The sequence below is a fragment of the Nocardiopsis deserti genome, from assembly GCF_008638355.1.
GTDB lineage: Bacteria > Actinomycetota > Actinomycetes > Streptosporangiales > Streptosporangiaceae > Nocardiopsis > Nocardiopsis alborubida.
The window spans coordinates 287,448-308,091 of sequence record NZ_ML703350.1 but is presented as its reverse complement, the minus strand read 5'-3'; the positions used below and the strand labels follow the sequence as shown (position 1 = coordinate 308,091).

Sequence of the window (20,644 nt, the reverse complement as noted above, 5' to 3'; positions counted from 1 at the left end):
GTCGGGGTCCCTTCTCCAGGGGTTCCTCGCGCCTGTGGACAACCGCCCCGCCCGGATCGCCGTAACCTGGATTGTCGCGATCCGGACGAAAAGGGTGGTCATGCGCGTCCTCCTCGTGGACAACCACGACTCCTACACCTACAACCTCTTCCAGCTCCTGGCGCGCGTCCTCGGCCGGACCCCCGAGGTGCTCACCCACGACGACTCCCGCTGGGACCGGCTCGACCCGGCGGACGTGGACGCCGTGGTCGTCTCACCGGGCCCGGGCCGCCCCCAGAACCCCCGCGACCTGGGCCGCGTCCCCGAACTCCTGGCCCGCACCCGGCTGCCCGTCCTGGGAGTGTGCCTGGGCCACCAGGCCATCGCCCACCTGGCCGGGGCCGACGTGGTCTCGGCCCCCCAGCCCCGCCACGGCCACCTGTCCCGGATCCGGCACACCGGCGCGGGCCTGTTCGCGGGCCTGCCCCAGGAGCTCACCGCCGTGCGCTACCACTCCCTGGCCGTTCCCGAGCCCCTGCCCGAGGCACTGACGGCCACCGCCTGGGCCGAGGACGGCGTGGTCATGGGCCTGGAGCACCGCACACTGCCCCGCTGGGGCGTGCAGTTCCACCCCGAGTCGGTGGCCAGCGAGCACGGCGCCGAGCTGGTCGCGAACTTCCTGGACCTGGCCCGCCCGCACACCGCCCTCCCGGCCGCGCACCCGGACCCGTCCCCGGCTCGGGACGCGACCACCCGGGGCGGGGGCGCCCCGACGACGGAGCACACAGAACGCCCCGGACCCGCCCCCGCCGCCACGGTCGCACCGACCGTCCGCACGCGCGAACTCCCCCTGGCCGTGGACACCGAGGCCGCCTTCGCCCGCCTGTACGGGGACGCCGAGTACGCGTTCTGGCTGGACAGCTCCCGCCCGGAGGGACCCGCGCGCTTCTCCTTCCTCGGCGCCGCCACCGGCGAGGTGCTCACCTACCGCGTCGGCGGCCCCGTCACCGTGCGCGCCGCGGACGGCACCGAGCACCACGAGCCCGGCAGCGTCTTCGACGCCCTCGGCCGCCGCGTCCCCCGTCCCTCGCCCTCCGGTCTGCCCTTCGACTTCGCCGGAGGCTACGTCGGCTACCTGGGCTACGAGCTCAAGGCCGACTGCGGCGGCGACAGCGCCCACACCTCGCCCGAACCCGACGCCGTGTGGCTGCGCTGCGACCGGTTCGTGGCCGTCGACCACCACGGGAACCGCACCTACGCGGTGTGCGCCGACGACCTCCCCGACGGCGACGTCTGGCTCGACGCGACCCTGACCGCCCTCACCGACCTGCCACAGCTGCCCGCGCCCGCCCCCGCCGCTGCCCCGTCCGCCGAACTGGCCCGCCTTCTGGAGCGCCCGCGCGAGGACTACGTCGCCGACGTCAAGGAGTGCCTGGCCGAGCTCACGGCCGGGGAGAGCTACGAGATCTGCCTGACCAACCGGGTCCGCCTGCCCCACGACGGGGGAGACCTGGACTCCTACCGCCGCCTGCGCGCCGCCAGCCCCGCGCCCTACGCCGCCCTGCTGCGGCTGGGACCCACGAGCGTGCTCAGTGCCTCGCCCGAGCGCTTCCTGCGCGTGGACGGCGACCGCACGGCCGAGAGCCGCCCCATCAAGGGCACCGCGCCGCGCCACAGCGACCCGGACGCCGACGCGCGCGCGGCCCGCGAGCTGCGCACCGGCGCCAAGACCCGCGCCGAGAACCTCATGATCGTCGACCTGCTCCGCAACGACCTGGGGCGGGTGTGCGAGGTCGGCAGCGTCGAGGTGCCCGCGTTCATGTACACCGAGTCCTACGCCACCGTGCACCAGTTGGTCTCCACCGTGCGGGGCACACTGCGCCCGCGGGTGTCGGCCGTGGACGCGGTCCGCGCCTGCTTCCCGGGAGGGTCGATGACCGGCGCACCCAAGGAGCGCACCATGCGTATCCTCGACCGTCTGGAGACCTCCGCGCGCGGGATCTACTCCGGCGCGCTGGGCTACGTGTCCTCCTCCGGCGCGGCCGACCTCAGCATCGTCATCCGCACCGCCGTGCTCAGCGGCGGCGAGCTGACCATCGGCGCGGGCGGAGCGGTCGTGCTGGACTCCGACCCCGAGGAGGAGTACGAGGAGATGCTGCTCAAGGCCGACGTGCCCGCCCGCGCGCGCTGAACGACCCCCGCCAGGGGAGGAAAACCGCTTGCCGCGACCGGTTCCGGGGCAGCACGCTGGGCCCCATGGACGTCCCCAAGCACCAGATCCGCGCGCTCCACACCGACACCACGGTCACCGTCTACCAGGCCTACGCCCCCTCCCTGGGGCTGCCCGCCGCGCGTGAGGGGCGCTTTCCCTCCGCTTGGAAGCGCGACCGCATGACCTGGATCAAGCCGTCTTTTCCTGTGGATGATGTACCGGTGCGGGTGGGGGCTCAAGAAGGACCAGGAGACCGTGCTGGCGGTGGAGGTCTCCCGCTCGGGTTTCGCGTGGGCGCTGCGCAACGCGTGCCTGTCACACCACACGCCCGCCGTCCACCCCGACCGGGAGGCCTGGCGCGCGCGGCTGCGCGAGGCGCCCACCCGCGTGCAGTGGGACCCTGAGCGCGACCTGTACCTGACCCCGCTGGAACACCGCTCCCTGCAACTGGGATTGGCGGGCGAGGCCGCGCGGCGCTACGCGGACGAGTGGATCGTCTCGATCACCGACGTCACCCCGCTCGCGCGCCGGGTGCACACACTGGTCCAGGAGGGGGACACGCTCGCGGCGACCCGGCTGCTGCCCGTCGAGCGCCCCTACCCGGTCGGGCCGGGGGAGCTGGACCACCTGCGTCCCGCCCGCGAACACGACGCCGCGGTGTGACCAGGGATCGCCCCGGTTGGTGTCACCGTGGTCGAACAGCTCAGAGGGGTGGACGAGGGATGTACGGAGCCGAGGGCGGGGCGGGCGAGGCGGTCCAGCGGGTGATCGAGGGGGAGCTGCGGCTGCTGGAGCCCCACGTGCGCGCCTCGCGCAGGCTCGCCGGGGAGCTGCTGGACCCCGAGTTCACCGAGGTGGGCAGGTCGGGCAGGCGCTGGGACCGGGAGGCGATGCTGGCCGAGCTGCCCGCCATGGACGGCCCGGACACTGCCGGGACGGGGCGGCGCCGGGTGCGGGTCACCGACATGGTGGGGCGGCTGCTCGCCCCGGACCTGGTGCACCTGACCTACGCCACCGAGGCCGACGGGGCGCGGGCCCTGCGCAGCTCCCTGTGGCGCCGGAACGCGGACGGCGCGTGGCGGATGTACTACCACCAGGGCACGCCCGCGGCCTGCTGACCAGCCTGACCGAGGTGCTGAGGGGCTGATGCCTCGGAACCGGGGTGCGCCTCCCGGAGGCGCGTGCCTCCGGGCCGGTGCGCGCCCGGAAAATCCCGGCGGGGCGGTCACGCGGAGCTGTACCATCGGGCGGCGCGTCCGACGGCCGGAGGAACCCCGTCCCCCGGCGGACAGGACACCGGTGCGGGCGGGCGCCGCCCGCCCGCGCGCACCACTTCCCGCGTACACGGAGCGAGGCGGTCAGACGTGAGCGAGTACGACAGGGCGATCGCCCAGAACCGCGCGAACTGGGACCAGCGCGCCGACGTCCACGCGCGGTCCGCGATGTACGACGTCGACGGGCTGATCGCGGACCCCTCCCGCCCCTCCCCGGTCGTGCGCAACGACCTCGCGGTGCTCGCGCCCCACCTGGAGAACGGCACGGTGGCGGGGAGGTCGCTGCTGCACCTACAGTGCCACATCGGCACCGACACCGTCTGCTGGGCCCGGCTGGGCGCCGTGGACGTCCACGGCCTGGACCTGTCACCGAACTCACTGGCCCACGCCCGGCGCATCGCCGCCGCCGTCGGCGCCGACGTCACCTGGGTCGAGGGCGACGCGCGCACCGCCTCCCAGGTCATCGACCGCACGTTCGAGGTGGTCGTGACCAGCGCCGGGACGATCGTGTGGCTGCCCGAGCTGCGCTCGTGGGCCCGGTCGATCCACGACCTGTTGGAGCCGGGCGGGGTGTTCGCGATCCGCGACGACCATCCGATCCTGGGCGCCATGGACTTCGAACCGTGGCAGGTGAGCGGCGACTACCTCAGCGGCGGGGGCGCCAACGTCTACGACGACGCGGCCACCTACACCGACGGACCCACGGACTCCATCACGCAGACCGTCAACCACGAGTGGCGCCACGACCTGGCGGAGGTGACGGGCGCGCTACTGGGGGCCGGACTGGTCGTCGAGGCGCTCGGGGAGCACCCGTTCATGGACTGGCCCGCCTTTCCCGGCCTGGTGGAGTGCCCGCAGGGGTGGCGGCTGCCCGAGGGCGCCCCCAGGATCCCGCTGAACTTCTCGGTGGTCGCGCGCCGCCCGGGGTGACCCCCCACACGAGCCGTCCCGCCAGGGCCGGGGGCAGGGGACCAGCGGCCCGGTCGCTCACGGGTCGGCGCGCCCGCTCTCCGGCGGTGTCGGCTCGGCCGCCGCGGTGGCGCGGCCCAGCTCGGCCCTCAGCTCGCGGACCTGTTCGGTGAGTTCACGCAGTTGCCGCGAGGTGTCCTCGTCGGCGGACCGCTCGCGCGTCCCGTTGTCGTCCTCCACGCGCTGGACCAGCCACGTGGACAGAGTTCCGGTGATGACGCCGAGCAGACCGATGCCCATGACGAAGAGGAAGGCGGCGATCAGGCGGCCCGTGCCGGTGACCGGGTACAGGTCTCCGTAGCCGACGGTGGACACCGTCACCAGCGACCACCAGAACGCGTCGGTGAGTGTGGTGATGTTGGCGTCCGGGGCACCCTGCTCCGCGCGCAGGACGCTCACCGAGGCCATGACGAGCATGACGACGGTGATGCCCGCGGTGTACAGCAGTACGTGCCCGCGCAGGGACACCGACATGTGCCGGTGCAGCAGGGAGACGACGGTCAGGAGCCGGACCAGGTGCAGGGGGCGCAGTACTGGCAGCACCACGATCAGCAGGTCCAGCAGGTTCTGCCGTACGAAGGTCCACCGGTCCGGTGACAGGTACAGACGTACGGCGTAGTCGGCGGCGAAGGCCGCCCACACGACCGCGATGAGCACCCCGCACAGCTCCTGCCAGTGCGGGGACAGGTCGGGGTCGACGGCGGGCCAGGCGTAGGCGCCGATGAACACCAGGGCGGCGACGACCAGCGGCAGCTCGGTCGCCGACCGCCAGCGCTTCATGCGGTCCGCGGGTATGGGGGAAGAGGGTGTGCTGTGCTGTTCCACTCTCCGATTCGACCAAACCCCGTTCTCCCAGGCCACACCCGGGTACCCTTGCGGCCTGCTCGGGTTGTCCACAGGGCTGGTGCGCACATGGTGGCCGACGAGTCGTCCGCGATACGGTTGTGGTCATGGACAACGCACCGACACGACCGTCCACGTCGGTTGAGGACTACGTGAAGGTCATCTACGACCTCCAGGAACGCGGCACCGGGCCGGTGACCATCTCCCGTATGGCCGAGCGCCTGTCGGTATCCAATTCCTCGGTGTCGGGCATGCTGCGCAAACTCGGCGAACTGGGCCTGGTGGAGCACCGCCGCTACGGCGCGGTCAACCTCACCGAGCCCGGGACCAAGGCGGCGCTGTCGGTGCTGCGCCGCCACCGCCTGCTGGAGACCTACCTGGTCGCCGAGCTGGGCTACTCCTGGGACGAGGTGCACGACGAGGCCGAGATCCTCGAACACGTGGTCTCGGACAAGTTCGTCGACCGCATCGCCCACCACCTGGGCGACCCCGTGGTCGACCCGCACGGCGACCCCATCCCCACCCGCGACGGCCACATCGTGGAGCGCGAGAGCCTGCTGCTGTCGGAGGCGGAGAAGGGCGTCAGCGGCGTGATCGTGCGCGTCAACGACACCGACCCCGATCTGCTGCGCTACCTGGCCGACATCGAGATCGGTATCGGGATGCGCGTGGAGGTGGCCGAGCGCCGCCCCTACGCCGGGTCGATGCAGATCACCGTGGGTCGCAACGAGGGTGCCCCCGAGCGCTCCCAGGCCCTGGGGCTGGTGGCCGCCGAGGCACTGTGGATCAGCCCCGACGACCAGGGGTAGGAGTTTCCCGGAAACGCCGTCGCTACCCGAAGGACGTGGCTACCGTGGGTGACGAGAACGATCCGACGACCGGAGGCAGCGACATGCCCGTTTCCCCTGTGGCCGAACGCCGGTCCTCCACAGAATCCCGGTACGAGCCGCTGACCCCGCCTCCGGAGGGATTCACCGCCGACGACCTGGACAGCATCCCGGATCTTCCGCCGCACACCGAACTCATCGACGGAAGCCTGGTACTGGTGACCCCTCAACGTAACTTCCACACGGTCGTGCTTTCGGTCCTGGACACGCGCCTGTTCGAGCAGGCCCCCGACCGCCTGCGCGTGCGCAGGGAGATGACCGTCAAACTCGGCCGTCGGCAAAGGCCCGAACCGGACCTCGTCCTGGTGCAGACCCAGGCGACCGGGGGGACGGAACAGACCTGGTTCGCACCTGAGGCTGTGGAACTGGTAGTCGAGGTGGTCTCTCCCGAGTCGGAGCTGCGTGACCGTGAGCGCAAACCGCAACTGTACGCCGAGGCCGGTATCCCCAACTTCTGGCTGATCGAACAGGACCGCGGCGAAGCCGTGGTGTTCGCCCACGAACTCGCTCCCACCGGCGGATACGCCAGGCCCACAGTTCATCGCGGACGCCTCAAGACCTCCCGGCCCTTCCCCATCGACATCGACCTGACCGAGATCCAGCGCCGCTGAGCCGATCACCTCGGCCCGGTCCGGGCGACGGGTGGCGCGCACCCGCCGTCCGGCCCCCGTCGTCATCACCCCTCCACGCGCACGCCCGCCACACCGTCCTCGATCACGAACTGCGCCCGGTCGCGGATGGGCGAGCCCGGCTCGCTCACGCGGTCCACGACGCGGTAGTCGGCCGTCCACTCGGTGGGCGTGACGACGTTGCGCACGTAGCCCCGCTTGCGGTTGACGAACCTGATGTGCGGGTTCTCCCTCAGTTGCACCTCGTCGCCGGGGGCCTGTTCGGTGCCGTCGCCGCCGCTGGTGACGGACGTGCCGACCAGCTCGGTGGCCACCGTCGGCGACTCGGGGGCGTCGAAGTCGGCCTTGACGTCGCACACGTAGTTGGCGTGCACGTCCCCGGTGATCACCACCCCGTTGCGCGTGCGCGCCAGCTGGTCGCGGACCTCGTCGCGGTCCACGAGGTAGTTGTCCCAGGCGTCGTTGCTGAAGTTGGTCGCCTCCCCCTCGGCGAAGTCGCGCTGGGAGAAGAACACCTGCTGGGCGAGCACGTTCCAGCGGGCCCGCGACGAGGCCAGCCCCTCCCGCAGCCACTGCTTCTGCCCGGCGCCGAGCAGGGTGCGCGAGGGGTCGCCGCGCTCGGCGTCGGACACCTGCGGGTCGCGGTACTGGCGGGTGTCGAGCAGGTGCACGTCCACCAGGTCGCCGAAGACCAGTCTGCGGTAGAGCTGCATGTCGGGGCCGACCGGCCTCTGGGCGAAGCGCAGCGGCATGTGCTCGTAGTAGGCCTTCAGCGCCTGGGCGCGCCGACGCAGGAACTCCTCGGCCGGGACGTCCTCGCCGTTGGACCGGTCGTCGGCCCAGTTGTTCTCCAGCTCGTGGTCGTCGAAGACCACCGCCCACGGGAAGGCGGCGTGCGCGGCCTGGAGGTTGGCGTCGCTCTTGTACTGGGCGTGCCGGACGCGGTACTCGGCCAGGGTGCGGACCTCCCGGTCGGGCAGATGTCCCCGGCCCAGGCTCCCCTGGCCGCCCGTCTCGTAGATGTAGTCGCCCAGGAACGCGACCAGGTCCAGGTCCTCCTCGGCCAGGTGCGCGTGGGCGTTGTAGTGCCCGGCGGTGTAGCTCTGGCAGCTGGCGAACGCGAAGGAGAACCGGTCCGTGCGGATCCCGGGAGGCGGGGCGGTCCTGGTGCGGCCGATCTGGCTGATCTCGTTGCCCACGCGGAACCGGTAGAAGTACTCGGCGCCGGGCCGCAGCCCCCGCGCCTCCACGTGCACCGAGTGGGCGGCGTCGGGGCCCGTCTCCACGGTTCCGGACGCGGAGAGGAGGCCGAAGCCCTCGTCCTCCGACACCTGCCACTCGACCTCCACCCGCCGGTCGGGCATGCCGCCCAGCCCGTCCTCGGCGAAGGGGTTGGGGGCCAGGCGGGTCCAGAGCACGACGCTGCTGTGGAAGGGGTCGCCGGAGGCGACGCCCAGGGTGAAGGGCTCGGCGATGCCGCCCGACCGGGTGGCGGCGTCGGCGCGGACGGAGGCGTCGGCCCGGGCGCCGGGGCTCCAGGCGGTGCCCAGCGCGACGGCGCCCAGGGTGGCCGCGCCGCCGGCCAGGGCCTGGCGCCGGGTGGTGCTGCTGACGCTCGCGGCGGGGAGGGCGACGGGGACGGGGGTGCGGGGGGTTCCCGGCATGGACGGTCTCCTGATCGGGTCGCGGGGGAACCCGACCCCGTGTCGGGCCGGGCGGGGGACCGTGCTCTATCCGGCCATGGCGGGCGGAACGTCCCAACCACCGGGTGGTGAACGTTGGACCCCTTAGGGTGACTAGCAGGTGACAGCCTGTTGCGGCGCAGGTCGGGCCCGCAACACGCCGGAGGGCCGGAAAACTCGTCGCGCGGCCCGCATGCGGCGGCCGTCCGCGCGCGAGAAACCGACCCCGGACGAACACTTCGGATACCCGAACTATGATGGTGTTCCAGGAGACCCTCCCGACACCCCCCGAGGAGTCAGCATGCGCATCACCGTCCTGGGCGCCACCGGAGGCACTGGGCGCCACGTCGTGGACCAGGCCCTGAACGCGGGGCACCTGGTCACGGCCCTGGTCCGCGATCCGGCGCGGCTGCCCGTCACCCACGGGCGGCTGGAGACGGTCCGGATGCCCGTCCCCGAACCCGACCGGTTGCGCTCCCTGCTCTCCGCGACGGACGCGGTGGTCTCGGCGCTGGCCGCGAGCGCCAAGGGCGGCTTTCCCGCCACCACCTGGACCGACGCGGTGCTGAGCGCGCTGGAGGGCGATCGCGCCACACGCCTGGCCGTGGTCAGCGCCTCACCCGTCGGCCCGAAGGAACCGGGCGCACCACTGCCGCAGCGACTGCTCATGCCGCTGATCGGCAGGCTCTTCCGCGACGCCTACCTCGACCTGGGGCGGATGGAGGCCGCCCTGGAGGCCAGCGGCGCCGCCTGGACCGTCATACGCCCGCCCCAGCTGACCGACACCCCGGCCACGGGTGAGTACCGCCTGGCCCTGGACCGCAACGTGCCCTCCGGTTACCGGATCTCGCGCGCGGACCTGGCGCACGCGCTGCTGCGGGTCCTGGGCGACCCGGCCACCGTGCGCCGGGCCGTCGGCGTCGCCGACTGAGCCCCGGACGACCACGCCACACCCCCGGTAACATCGGCGCATGGATCAGGGGGCGGGCCGGGAAGAGGCCGACGACACGCGCGTGCCGGACCGCGCGATGGTCGAGGGGACGCTGCGCTTCGTGCCCCTCATCGAGACCTACTACCGCCGTGCCCACGCCGAGATGCCCGCCGGACTGCGGCGGCTGTTCACCGACCACCACCTCACCGCCCGGCACGGCGCGGTGCTGTCCCAGCTCGTCCACGGCCAGGAGATCGGCATGGGCGAACTCTCCTCCCGTCTGGGGGTGGGCCCCTCCACCGTCAGCGAACTGGTCGGCGACCTGACCCGGGTGGGGCTGGTGGCGCGCCGCGAGGACCCCGCCAACCGGCGGCGCGCCCTGATATCGCTGGCCGACGAGCACCGCGACCTCATGCGCGCGTTCGTGGCCAGTCGAGCCCGGACCCTGCTGCGGGCCTTCGACCGGCTCTCGCCGGAGCAGCGGGAGGGGTTCGCCGCCGGGCTGGAGGCCTGGGCCCGCGAGCTGCACGGGATCTGACCCGCGCCCCCTCCGGCGGGGTCTGCCGATGCTCACGTGCGGTCGTAGGTCAGGACGACCATGCCGCCGGAGAGGGCCCGGGTCCCCGTGAGCGTGAAGTGCGTGGGGGAGAACCCGGTCCGGAACAGGGGAACGCCGTCCCCCACGACGACCGGGTAGAGCTTGACGATCAGGGAGTCGATCTCCGGCAGCAGGGCGCCGGCGAGACGGCCTCCACCCATGAGGTAGACGTCCCCGCCCTCTCCGTCCTCCTGGGACTTCAGCTCGCGGATCCGTTCGACCACGTCGGAGGAGATGACCTCCACCTCCGGGTCGGAGCTGGCCAGGCTCTCCGACACGACGTACTGCCGCAGGTGGACGTAGGGGCTGGTGATGCCCAGCTCCAGAGCGGGTTCGTAGGTGGCCCGCCCCTGCACGCCGACGGCGAAGTTCGGGTTGGGCACGTCCACGCCCAGCTGTCGCCGCACGTGCGTGGGCAGGGTGTCGGGATAGTGCTCGACGATGTGGTCGACGACGTCCTGGGTCACCGGCATGAAGTCGATCTGGTCCTCGGGTCCAGCGATGTAGCCGTCGATGGACATGCCGACGTAGTACACGAGCTTGCGCATGCGCGTTCCTCCTCTTGGTTCCAGCGGGGCGGTCGGGGCGGCGGTCAGCGGACACCGCCCGGTTTGGGCAGCGGCCTGGCGCGCCGCACCGAACGGGGCTTGGGGCGCTCGTCGCGGTACCTGCGCCGGGGCTGGGCAGGAGTGAAGGGCGGGATGGCCTTCGGGCGAACCTCGGCCGACGGCGCGGCGGTCAGGTCCAGGCGGAGGGAATCGGCACGCATGGGGTTTCCTCTCAGATTGACTCAATTCGTAGTACTCTGCTTAGAGTGGTAAGAACATAGTACTACGATCGAAGTGGTGTCAACTTCGTTCTGAGGAGAGATCTGACATGAGGCAGAATCCGGCACGCCGGGCGGCCCTGCTCGACGCGGCCATCGAGGTGCTCGCCCGTGAGGGCGCGCGAGGACTGACCTTCCGGGCCGTGGACACCGAGGCGGCCGTCCCCAACGGCACGGCGTCCAACTACTTCAACAACCGCGACGACCTGCTCACCCAGGTCGGCCACCGCTTCTACGAGCGACTGGACCCCGACAGCGACGTGATCGCCGCGGCCCAGGAGGGGCCGCGCGACCGCGACAGGGTCACCGAGCTGATGCACGAGATGGTGGGGCGCGTCAGCAGCTTCCCCTCCGGCTACCTGGCCCTGCTGGAACTGCGCCTGGAGGCCACCCGGCGGCCGGAGCTGCGCCAGCTGCTCACCGAGCGCGTCCGCGCCGACCTGGACGCCAACACCGCCTTCCACACCGGCTCCGGCATGCCCGGCGACGCGACCACCGTCGTCCTGCTCTACCTGGCGCTGAACTGGCTCATCCTGGAACGGCTCACCCTGCCCGACCTCTTTTCCGAGGACCGGTTCCACGACCTGGTGACCGACGCGGTCGAGCGCATCGTCCCCGGTCCCGGCCGCGCGGACTGACGGCGACGCGCGCACGCGGCCGCCGTGCGGGGGCGGCCGCGTGCGGGACCCGTGTGCCCGCGTGGCACGGCACCACTCGCGGGTTGTCCACACCCCCTGTCGCGGCGCCGGGCGCACGCCTATCCTGGAGTCATGTTCCAGCGACATTAAGTCCCCAGCCGGTCCTCGGCCCGAGCACGCGGCCCACCCCGGGCGATCCCCGCCCCGGTGCCCGCCTCCGCTCGACCGAGAGACCTCCATGACCGCTCTGTCCTCGCGTGCCCCCGGCACGCGTCCATCCCGCCTGACCCGCCCCCTGTACGCCTACGCGGCCCTGGGGGAGTTCGTCCTCCTCTACCCGCTGTACGCGCTGCTGTTCGACGAGACCGGCCTGACCGTCGCCCAGATCAGCTCCCTGTTCGTGCTCTGGTCGCTGTCCTCGGTCGTCGTGTCCGTCCCCGCCGGGGCCTGGGCCGACGTGGTGCCGCGGCGCTACCTGCTGGCCGCCGCGCCGCTCCTGGCCGCGTGCGCGTTCACGCTGTGGCTGCTGTGGCCCGGCTACTGGACCTTCGCTCTCGGCTTCGTCCTGTGGGGTGCGGGCGGCGCCCTGTCCTCGGGCGCCCTCGAAGCCCTCGTCTACACCGAACTCGCACACCGCGACGCGTCCGACCGCTACGCCCGGGTCATGGGCGTGACCCGTGCCCTGGACGTGGCCGCCGTCGGCGCCGCCACCCTGCTGGCCATCCCCGTCATGACCCACGGCGGCTACGCGGCGGTCGGCTCGGCCAGCGTCGCCGCCTGTGTGCTGTGCGCCCTGGCGGCCCTGGCCCTGCCCGAGCACCGCGCCGCCACGGGCGGCTCCGTGTCCGCTGACGCCGCCGCGACGGCCGAGGACACGGAGGCAGAGACGGAGGAGGGGCCGTCCGGCTACCTGGACGCCCTGCGCGGCGGACTGGCCGAGGCCCGCTCCAGCCGACGGGTGCGCGGCGCGATCGTGCTCGTGGTCGCGGTGACCGCGTTCTGGGGGACGCTGGACGAGTACGTCCCCCTGCTCGTCGCCGAGTCCGGCGTCCCCACCGCCACCGTCCCCGTGGCGGTCCTGGTGGTGTGGATCTTCGTGCCCCTGGGCGGACTGCTGGCCGGTCCCGCCTCCCGGCTGCCCGTACGGGTCCTGGCCGTCCTGGTGGGCCTGGCCGCGCCCGCCATCGCCGCCGGAGCCCTGCTGGGCAGCCCGGCGGGATGGGTGCTGATCGGCGTGGGCTTCGGCCTCTGCCAGACCGCGGGCGTGGTCGCCGACGCCCGCCTCCAGGACCGCATCACCGGGTCCAGCCGGGCCACCGTCACCTCGCTGGCCGGGCTGGGCACCGACGCCCTCACCACGGCCTCCTACCTGCTGTACGCGGGGGTGTTCGCGATGACCGGGCACGCCCTGGCGTTCGCCCTGTTCGCGGCGCCCTACCTGGTGGCGGCGCTCGTCCTGGGCTGCGGCGGGCGCGGGACCCGTTCGACCCGTCGGTCCGGCCGGTCCCCTGACCGGAAGGGGACGGCACACCGCTGAATCCCGTCCGAACCCGACGGCGTCCGCGCGCGTCTCCCCTGTGTCCGGGCGCTCCGCGTCCGGACACCGCGTGGCGGGCGCACGCCCGCCACGCCGTACCGCGCCCGAGGACGGCGGGCCGCGGTACCCGCGGGCCGTAGGTGTCGAGGGACCACCTACGGCCCGGCCGTGCCCCGCCTCTGGGGCCCTCGGTGGCCAGGGCCCTTGCGCGCCTGAATAGCATCGGTTCCTGTGGCACACCAGACGACGAACACGGCGAGCAGTGACGGCTCGGGCATCGCCTCCGTGCGCGGGATCAACGTCACCTACACCGACCGCGGGGCCGGGTACCCCACCCTCCTGATCCACGGTCACCCCTTCGACCGCACCATGTGGGAGCCCCAGGTCAGGGCTCTGGCGGGACGCGGTTACCGGGTGATCGCCCCCGACCTGCGCGGGTACGGGAACAGCACCGTCGTCCCCGGGACCACGAACCTGGACACCTTCGCCCGCGACCTGGACGCGCTCCTGGACCACCTGGGCCTGGACGTGGTGAGCGTGGTGGGGCTGTCGATGGGCGGCCAGATCGCCCTGGAGCTGTACCGGCTCTTCCCCGACCGCGTCGACTCACTGACCCTGGCCGCCACCAACCCCAGCGCCGAGACCGAACAGGGCAGGGCCGCCCGCGTGGCGCTGGCCGAGCGGCTGCGCGCCGAGGGCATGCGCGGTTACGGCGACGAGATGCTCGTGGGCATGATGACCGCCGACAACGTGCGCGAACTGCCCGCGGTGGCCGACCACGTGCGCGCGATGATGTACGCGGCCCCGCCCGAGGGCGCGGCGGCCGCCCTGCTGGGCCGCGCCAGGCGCCAGGACTACGTGCCCCTGCTGCGCCGGGTGTCCGCGCCGACCCTGCTGGTGGGGGGCCAGCACGACGTGTTCACCCCGCCCGGTCTCACCGAGTCCATGCACGTGCTGGTGCCGGACTCGGTCGTGGAGATCATCGAGGGCGCCGGACACCTGCCCAACCTGGAGCGGCCCGCGCGGTTCAACGAGGTACTGCGCCGGTTCCTGGACCGCTGCCGGACCCGTGTCTAGTGCGGTGACCACAAACGATCGCCGGGTCGGTCACGCGGTCCGGGACCGGGGACGACCGACGATCCCACGTGTCGTTCACTCCGTACCGGGCACGTTCCCGACGCTGCGCGGCCAGCGCATCCGGATGCCGGTCGCTCGCGTTGGGCCACCGCAGATACGCGTGCGACTTCTGCCCTCGCCCTTCCTTCCGGCTGAACTATGATTCGGCTTCGGGCCTCCAACATCCTTGGAGAAGACGTATGAGTGATGTGGGCATCGGCACCGGCAAAGTGGTCGTGAACAGGGCGATGTCACTGGACGGCTTCATCGCCGGTCCTGGCCACGCGATGGACTGGATCTCCGAGTACCTGACTGCGGACGCGGTCCCGGAGGTCATGGCGGCCACGGGCGCCATGCTCATCGGTCGGGGCACCTACGAGGTCGCCAAACGTATGGCCGACCAGGACACCACCTACGACGGGGGAGCACAGTTCGTCCTCACCCACGAGCCTCCCGACGAGCCGGACCCTGCCGTCACATTCCTCACCTGTGGACTTGAGGAAGCCGTTGCCACGGCACGCAGCGCCACGGGCGGTAAGAACCTGGAGATCCTCGGCGCCGACGTGGCCGCCCAGTGCCTGCAGCGCGGGCTCGTCGACGAGATCCTGGTGTACGTCCTGCCGGTGCTGCTCGGCGACGGCGTCCGCTTCTCACCCCCAAGCCTCGACAGGATCGACCTGGAGCCTTTCAGCAACACCCAGTCGGGCGCCGTCACGATGCTCCGCTTTCGCGTGCGAAAGTAGGTGCGGCCCTCCGACAACTGGTAGTACTTCGCTAACCCGTGTCGGGTGGGTGCCGCTGCGCGAGGGGCCGATGAACAGGTGAAACACACGCCGGTCCAGCACGACAGCACCCCCTGGAGCACGTCCGCAACCTGGTACGGACTCAGACCGACGTCCCCGTCTTCGGGTCCCACCTCCGCAAGGCGAGGAACGCCTGCGCCTGGGGAGTGTTCCGCCACAGCCGGTCCCGCCGGTGGCCGTCAGGCACAGATCCCGCGGGCACCGGCGGTCAGCGGCCCCGCGCCGTGGGGCACGGGACCGCGTGGCGCTCAGACGCGCTCGACGGGCAGCCACAGTTCGGCCTCGGCGGTGGCGCCGTCCTCGGTGTAGGAGACCCGCAGGATCTCCGGTCCCTCGGTGGCCCGGTAGGCCGTGTTGGAGGGGAACCACTGGCCGAAGGCGTCCGCCCACATGTGCTGCAACCCCTCGGGGCACTCCGCCACGGGCACCGACTTCGGAAAGACCACCCAGGTACCGCTCGGCACCTCCAGTGTCTCCATGCCCTCCGCGCCCCGCGCGGAGGTCGCCGCGGCCTCGTAGTAGTCGATCTGACTTCCCTCCTCACGATCGGGGGACAGGGCGGCGGTGACACCCAGGACGCCGCGTGGCTCCTGGTCGGAGAGCTCCGCGACGCGCGCCCGGACCTCCTTGTCCAGGTTCCTGACGAACTCCTCCATGGCGTGGTTGCGGCCCTCGTGGACGATCGGTACCCGTGCCTTGGGACCCACGAGGCGGAAGGCCTCCTTGTCCACGATCCGGTAGCGCATGGTGGTGCTCCCTTCTACGGTCAGGCGGAAGGACATCCGCGGTTGGGAGGCGAGCACCGCGCCGGTCCTGCGGGCCTCGCCCGGTCCCACGCCGTGCATGGCGCGAAACGCCCGGGCGAAGGCCTCGGCCGACCCGTAACCGTGGCGCACCGCGATGTCGAGCAGGCTCTCGCCGCCCCCGAGCACCTCGACCCCCGCGAGGGTGAGCCTGCGCCGGCGCACGTACTCCGACAGGGGCATCCCCGCCAGCGCCGAGAACAGGCGGCGCAGGTGGTGCTCGGAGGTGAGCGCGATCCGCGCCATCTCCGCCACGTCCACCGGCGTTCCGGTGTCCTCCTCGACCTTCTCCAAGGCCCGGTTGAGCCGGTCCAGCATGGTGCCCTCCTCCTTCTTGGCCTCACCCACGTTAGGGAGGCGCGTCCCCTCCGCACCCGACAGTTGGGGACCCTCTCCTGTGCGTTCACCCATGCCTGTCCACCCATGTCTTCCGCTCCTTCGGGTAGGGGGCCCGTCCAAGGACAGGAAATCCTTGGGCAAGAAGCGCGTCTGTGCCGACGTGGCGTGACCCGAAGCAAGCATCATGGGCCCGAGGATGGCCCGCAGACCGACCCCGAGAAGGAGGTGGGCGGGGCGGGGACACACGCCCCGCGGACACATGGACCTGGGTTTTCTGCGACCTCTGTACGAGAGCGACGCTCCGGTGGCCTCCGTGCACCTGGACACCAGCCGCGACAGGACCGACGCCGGCAAGGAACTCGAACTGCGCTGGCGCCACCTGCGGGACGAGCTCTCCTCGCTGGGCACCGACAAGGCCACCCTCGACGTGTTGGAACAGGCGGTCAGGGACGGCTCCTCCCGGGCCTTCGGCAGTCACGGCCACTCCCTGTTCGCCTCCGAGGGGCGTCTGCTCGGCGCGTACACGCTCTCCGAACCGCCCGCGCGGAGCCGCGCCCTGCGCATGCCGGTGCCCGACCCCCTTCCCGTGGTCGTCGACCGGGGGCGCTACCTGCCCTACGTCCTGGTGGCGCTGGACCGGGTCAACGCCAAGGTGTTCTCCTACACCGGCCAGCCCTCCAGCGGACCGGCCTCCGAGAAGGACTTCTCGGGTGCGGACCTGCGCAACATCGACCCGATGGGCCGGGGCGGACCCGGCGTCCTGAGCGGGTACAATGGCCGCTTCGACGGCAAGCACTACCCCATGGAGACCTGGCGGGAGAACACCGCCCGGATCGCCCAGCAGGTGCGCGAGGCCGTCGCCGAGGTGGACGCCAGGATCATCTTCGTCGGCGGTGACGAGGAGGCCATCGCCTACCTGCGCGACAACCTGGGCGAGCGCAAGCTGAGCATCCCGATCAGGCTGGTGCCCGGAGGACGGGGCGGACCCGACGCCGAGGAGCGCCTGCACGAGGCCGCGGCGGAGGCGCTGCGCGACTTCGTCATCGACGGCCACGACGACATCATCGCCGACTACCACCAGAAGCTCGCCAACGACCAGGCGGTGCGCGGCACCGAGCCCACCCTGCCGATGCTGTCGGAGGCGCGGGTGCGCACCCTGCTGCTGGGCGCCGACCGTGACGGCGAACCCGAACTGTGGGGCTCGCCCGGCGAGCCGGTGCTGGTGTCGAAGGACCCGGCGGACCTGGACGACCCCGACTCGGCGTTCCGGGCCCCGGCCAGCGCGCTGATGCTGCGTTCGGCGATGGCGGCCGACGCCGGTTTCGGCGAGGTACTCGACCACGGTCACACCAGTGCGGAGAACGGCGCGATCCTGCGTTTTCCCACGTCGCCGAACGAGAGGGTCTGACCGACCGCCACGGAGCCGCCCGCGTCCGTCTCGGGGCGCGGGCGGCCGCCGTGCGCGGTACCGGCGGGGCGGTCCTCTTCTTCCGGCGCGGAAGCGGGAAGCGCGCGCCGGTCAGGGGCGGGTGGTCATCCCCAGCAGGGCCAGCAGCTCGGCCTCGGTGACCAGGTCGATGCGCTGGCCGCGCTCGCGGTAGGTCTCGGCCCGCAGGTGCTTGGCGGTCTTTCCCAGGCCGCCGTGGCCCCCGAGGACGAGCACGTCGGTCTTCTTGGTGACGTTCTTGGCGGGCCGCCCGCCCGCCTCGGCCACACGCCGCCACACCTCGGGCTTGTCCATGGACTCCAGGTCGCCGGAGACGCACACGGTGCGCCCGTACAGCGGCCCGGTGGGGTCCGCGTCCGGAGAGGGCTCGGGCAGCGGCGTCTGGGCGTCGCGCTGCCACCGGCCGAACCGGTCCTCGGGCGCGGCGGGCGCAACGGCGGGCGCGGCGAACAGGGCGGGCTCGGGCACGGCGGCGGCCGCGGCCGGGGCGGGCACCGCGCTCCCTGCCGAGGCCTCCACCCGGCGCAGGTCCATGCGCGCGGCGCGGGCCAGGTCGGCCAGTGACGGGGTGCCGTAGCGCTCCATGGCGGCGATCACGATGCGCGCGGCGGCCTCGGCGTCGGCGTCGGCGCGGTGGTGGTGCGTCACCCGGTGCCCGATGTGGGCGCACACGGTCGGCAGCTTGTGGTCGGGCAGCCCGCCCCAGGTGCGCCGGGACAACGCCAGCGTGCACGCGTACTCCCACGCGGGGTGGGACAGCCCGGTGTGCCCGCAGGCCTGGCGCAGCACCCCCATGTCGAAGGCGGCGTTGTGCGCCACCAGGGGGCTGCCGTCGGCGAACTCCACGATGCGCGCGTGCGCCTGTTCCCAGGAGGGGGCGCCGGCGACGTCGGCCGCGGTGATGCCGTGCACGGCGATGTTGTGCCGGGAGAAGAAGTCCACCTGCCTCGGCGGCCGGATCAGCGTGGTGTACCGGTCCACGACCGCGCCGTCGCGCACCCGCACCAGGCCGACCGCGCACGCGCTGCCGCGGTCGTGGTTGGCGGTCTCGAAGTCGATCGCGGTCCAGGTCCGGGACACCGCGCACCTCCTGCAAACGGGGAACGGACCGAGGCTATCCGGGCCCGGGCGCCTCCGGGGACGAAACGGCCCCACCGACACGGCGCCGACGGCTCGGTCCCGCCCCCGCACTGAGGAAAACCCCACCCCCGCCGGGGCGCCCACCGCACCCGACCTGGCGGTCCACACCATGGTCCGATCGGGGCCGCGGTTCCTAGCGTGGTCATCACCGCACGAACGACGAGACGGGGACCGGACATGATCACCCTGCGGGGACTGACCAAGCGCTACGGGGAGACCCTCGCCGTGGACTCGCTGGACCTGGAGGTGCGCCCGGGCCGGGTGACCGGCTTCCTCGGTCCCAACGGCGCGGGCAAGACCACGACGATGCGGATGGTGTTGGGCCTGGACCGGCCCACCGCCGGACAGGCTCTGGTCGGGGGTCGCCCCTACCGGGAGCTGGACCGGCCCCTGCACCACGTGGGCGCCGTCCTGGACGCCCGCGCCGTGCACCCCGGGCGCAGCGCCCGCTCCCACCTGCTGGGGCTGGCCCGCACCCACCGCATCCCCGACCGCCGCGTGGACCAGGTCCTGGAGGCCGTGGGGCTGGCCGAGGTGGCGCGCAGGCGCGCGGGGGCCTTCTCCCTGGGCATGAGCCAGCGCCTGGGTATCGCCGCCGCCCTGCTGGGCGACCCGGGCCTGCTGCTGTTCGACGAGCCCGTCAACGGCCTGGACCCCGACGGCGTGCGCTGGATCCGCGACCTGATGCGCTCCCTGGCGGACGAGGGGCGCACCGTGTTCGTCTCCAGCCACCTGATGAGCGAGATGCAGCTGACCGCCGACCACCTGGTGGTGCTCGGCCGGGGTCGGCTCATCACCGACGCACCCCTGGACGAGGTGCTGGGCAACAGCGCGTGGACGGCCGTGCTGGTGCGCGCGCCCCACCCCGAGGACCTGGTCACCGCGCTGGAGGCGGAGGGGGCCGGGGTGGAGCGCCCCGGTCCGAATGAGCTGGTGGTCACCGGCGTGCCCGTCGAACGCGTCGGGGAACTGGCCCACCGGGCGGGGGTGGCCCTGCACCGGCTGAGCACGCGCGACGCGTCCCTGGAGCAGGCCTACCGGGAGCTGACCGCCGACAGCGTGCAGTACACCACCGCGAACAGGAGCCGACCGTGACGACCTCCACCACGACCGGGACGCCCCCGGCCCTCGCCCCCGAACGCGCCCCCGGCCCGGCGCGGGCCCTGTCCGACCTGGCGGCGGCCGCCTCCGCCGAGTGGGTCAAGCTCCGCTCGGTGCGCTCCACATGGTGGGGCCTGGCCGCGGCCCTGCTGCTGATGGCCCTGGTGGCGCCGGGCGCGGCGCTCTCGACGGTGAGCAACATGCAGAACGGGCACGTGCCGACCGCCGAGGTCCCGGCCTCGGAGATGGCGGTCTACGCCACCATGTGGGTCGTGCAGTTCGCCGTCATCGCCGTGGCGCTGCCGGTCATCACCTCCGAGTACTCCTCCCGCTCCATCCACCCCACCCTCCAGGCGGTACCGGTGCGGGCGCGCGTGCTCGCGGCGAAGTCCCTGTCCGTGGCCGCCACCGTGTTCGCGGCGTCCCTGGTGACGGGGACGGTCGGTACGCTTCTGGCGCACCTGGTGACGCGGCACCCCTACCTGGAGGGGTACGGCACCCTGGACCCGGGGCAGGCCGCCGCGGACGTGGTACGCATAGCCGTGTACCTGACCTCCGTGGCCGTGTTCACCATAGGAGTCGGCGCCGCGCTGCGGTCGGCCGCGGCGGCGCTGACCACGGTGTTCATGCTGATTCTGGGCCTGCCGGTGATGTTGTTGCTGATGGGCAGTGAGGTGGGCCTCTACCTCGCCGGGCGCATGCCGTTCTTCGCCGGGATCTCGTTCGTGGACAGCGCCTTCGTGATCGGGCGGTTCGACCACGCGCTCACGCCCGCCGCGGGCGGTGCGGTGCTCGTGTGCTGGACCGCGGCGAGCCTGGCCGCGGGTGCCCTGGTGCTCCGGCTCCGGGACGCCTGAGGCGGCGAACGCGGACGGTCGCAAGAGAAGAGG

20 protein-coding genes and 1 pseudogene are annotated in these 20,644 nt (G+C 72.6%); 15 read left to right on the top strand and 6 right to left on the bottom strand.

Annotation, left to right across the window (positions count from 1 at the left end; genetic code table 11):
- Positions 1-100 precede the first annotated feature (100 nt).
- The 4 genes and pseudogenes from pabB to FYW99_RS08655 all read left to right on the top strand — a co-directional run bounded on the left by pabB (position 101) and on the right by FYW99_RS08655 (position 4,395).
- Entirely contained in the window at positions 101-2,170 is a 2,070-nt protein-coding gene (pabB, locus tag FYW99_RS08670) for an aminodeoxychorismate synthase component I (RefSeq protein ID WP_150251498.1), read from the top strand.
- 65 nt (positions 2,171-2,235) lie between these two features.
- Positions 2,236-2,854 (top strand): annotated as a pseudogene (locus tag FYW99_RS08665) (DUF4291 domain-containing protein).
- Between the two features lie 59 nt (positions 2,855-2,913).
- On the top strand, positions 2,914-3,309 hold the full coding sequence (locus FYW99_RS08660) for a nuclear transport factor 2 family protein (RefSeq protein ID WP_150251497.1): 396 nt from the start codon (positions 2,914-2,916) through the stop codon (positions 3,307-3,309).
- A gap of 246 nt (positions 3,310-3,555) precedes the next feature.
- Complete coding sequence (locus FYW99_RS08655) at positions 3,556-4,395, top strand: class I SAM-dependent methyltransferase (RefSeq protein WP_150251496.1); 840 nt, start codon at positions 3,556-3,558, stop codon at positions 4,393-4,395.
- A gap of 57 nt (positions 4,396-4,452) precedes the next feature.
- On the opposite strand, the gene FYW99_RS08650 is transcribed toward FYW99_RS08655, so the two are convergent.
- Entirely contained in the window at positions 4,453-5,214 is a 762-nt protein-coding gene (locus tag FYW99_RS08650) for a potassium channel family protein (protein ID WP_223838866.1), read from the bottom strand.
- A gap of 170 nt (positions 5,215-5,384) precedes the next feature.
- Between FYW99_RS08650 and FYW99_RS08645 the strand changes: the two genes are divergently transcribed.
- A complete protein-coding gene (locus FYW99_RS08645) occupies positions 5,385-6,086 on the top strand; it encodes a metal-dependent transcriptional regulator (RefSeq protein WP_150251494.1) in 702 nt (233 codons plus the stop codon).
- An 83-nt stretch (positions 6,087-6,169) separates the two neighbouring features.
- A complete protein-coding gene (locus tag FYW99_RS08640) occupies positions 6,170-6,775 on the top strand; it encodes a Uma2 family endonuclease (protein WP_150251693.1) in 606 nt (201 codons plus the stop codon).
- Positions 6,776-6,840: 65 nt separating this feature from the next.
- Here the strand turns inward: FYW99_RS08640 and FYW99_RS08635 are convergent, their stop codons facing one another.
- On the bottom strand, positions 6,841-8,457 hold the full coding sequence (locus tag FYW99_RS08635; protein WP_150251493.1) for an alkaline phosphatase D family protein: 1,617 nt from the start codon (positions 8,455-8,457) through the stop codon (positions 6,841-6,843).
- 319 nt (positions 8,458-8,776) lie between these two features.
- On the opposite strand from FYW99_RS08635, the gene FYW99_RS08630 reads away from it, so the two are divergent.
- Together FYW99_RS08630 and FYW99_RS08625 are read left to right on the top strand one after the other, a co-directional pair.
- Positions 8,777-9,406, top strand: a complete 630-nt coding sequence (locus tag FYW99_RS08630; protein ID WP_150251492.1) for an NAD(P)-dependent oxidoreductase — start codon at positions 8,777-8,779, stop codon at positions 9,404-9,406.
- Positions 9,407-9,446: 40 nt separating this feature from the next.
- Positions 9,447-9,944: a MarR family winged helix-turn-helix transcriptional regulator gene (locus FYW99_RS08625; RefSeq protein ID WP_150251491.1), complete on the top strand. Its 498-nt coding sequence runs from the start codon at positions 9,447-9,449 to the stop codon at positions 9,942-9,944.
- Between the two features lie 32 nt (positions 9,945-9,976).
- Here the strand turns inward: FYW99_RS08625 and FYW99_RS08620 are convergent, their stop codons facing one another.
- A complete protein-coding gene (locus tag FYW99_RS08620) occupies positions 9,977-10,552 on the bottom strand; it encodes a dihydrofolate reductase family protein (RefSeq protein WP_150251490.1) in 576 nt (191 codons plus the stop codon).
- 44 nt (positions 10,553-10,596) lie between these two features.
- A complete protein-coding gene (locus FYW99_RS31720) occupies positions 10,597-10,773 on the bottom strand; it encodes a hypothetical protein (protein WP_190394594.1) in 177 nt (58 codons plus the stop codon).
- 107 nt (positions 10,774-10,880) lie between these two features.
- On the opposite strand from FYW99_RS31720, the gene FYW99_RS08615 reads away from it, so the two are divergent.
- The 4 genes from FYW99_RS08615 (at position 10,881) to FYW99_RS08595 (ending at position 14,864) form a co-directional block, all read left to right on the top strand.
- Positions 10,881-11,468: a TetR/AcrR family transcriptional regulator gene (locus FYW99_RS08615; RefSeq protein ID WP_150251489.1), complete on the top strand. Its 588-nt coding sequence runs from the start codon at positions 10,881-10,883 to the stop codon at positions 11,466-11,468.
- A 238-nt stretch (positions 11,469-11,706) separates the two neighbouring features.
- Positions 11,707-13,005 carry an MFS transporter gene (locus tag FYW99_RS08610; RefSeq protein WP_150251488.1) on the top strand — a complete coding sequence of 433 codons (1,299 nt, stop codon included), beginning with the start codon at positions 11,707-11,709 and terminating at the stop codon, positions 13,003-13,005.
- A 285-nt stretch (positions 13,006-13,290) separates the two neighbouring features.
- A complete protein-coding gene (locus FYW99_RS08605) occupies positions 13,291-14,082 on the top strand; it encodes an alpha/beta fold hydrolase (RefSeq protein ID WP_150251692.1) in 792 nt (263 codons plus the stop codon).
- A 239-nt stretch (positions 14,083-14,321) separates the two neighbouring features.
- Positions 14,322-14,864, top strand: a complete 543-nt coding sequence (locus FYW99_RS08595; RefSeq protein ID WP_150251487.1) for a dihydrofolate reductase family protein — start codon at positions 14,322-14,324, stop codon at positions 14,862-14,864.
- 308 nt (positions 14,865-15,172) lie between these two features.
- On the opposite strand, the gene FYW99_RS08590 is transcribed toward FYW99_RS08595, so the two are convergent.
- Positions 15,173-16,045, bottom strand: a complete 873-nt coding sequence (locus tag FYW99_RS08590; RefSeq protein WP_150251691.1) for a helix-turn-helix domain-containing protein — start codon at positions 16,043-16,045, stop codon at positions 15,173-15,175.
- A 280-nt stretch (positions 16,046-16,325) separates the two neighbouring features.
- On the opposite strand from FYW99_RS08590, the gene FYW99_RS08585 reads away from it, so the two are divergent.
- Positions 16,326-17,474, top strand: a complete 1,149-nt coding sequence (locus FYW99_RS08585) for a baeRF2 domain-containing protein (RefSeq protein WP_150251486.1) — start codon at positions 16,326-16,328, stop codon at positions 17,472-17,474.
- A gap of 111 nt (positions 17,475-17,585) precedes the next feature.
- Here the strand turns inward: FYW99_RS08585 and FYW99_RS08580 are convergent, their stop codons facing one another.
- The gene (locus tag FYW99_RS08580) at positions 17,586-18,593 is read right to left on the bottom strand and encodes an exonuclease domain-containing protein (RefSeq protein ID WP_150251485.1); all 1,008 of its coding nucleotides are present in this window, start codon (positions 18,591-18,593) and stop codon (positions 17,586-17,588) included.
- A gap of 237 nt (positions 18,594-18,830) precedes the next feature.
- Here FYW99_RS08580 and FYW99_RS08575 point away from each other — a divergent pair, with 237 nt between their 5' ends.
- Positions 18,831-19,748, top strand: coding sequence for an ABC transporter ATP-binding protein (locus tag FYW99_RS08575; RefSeq protein WP_150251484.1), 918 nt, complete (start codon positions 18,831-18,833; stop codon positions 19,746-19,748).
- Entirely contained in the window at positions 19,745-20,611 is an 867-nt protein-coding gene (locus FYW99_RS08570) for an ABC transporter permease (RefSeq protein ID WP_150251483.1), read from the top strand. The genes FYW99_RS08575 and FYW99_RS08570 overlap by 4 nt, the downstream gene beginning before the upstream one ends.
- Positions 20,612-20,644 lie beyond the last annotated feature (33 nt).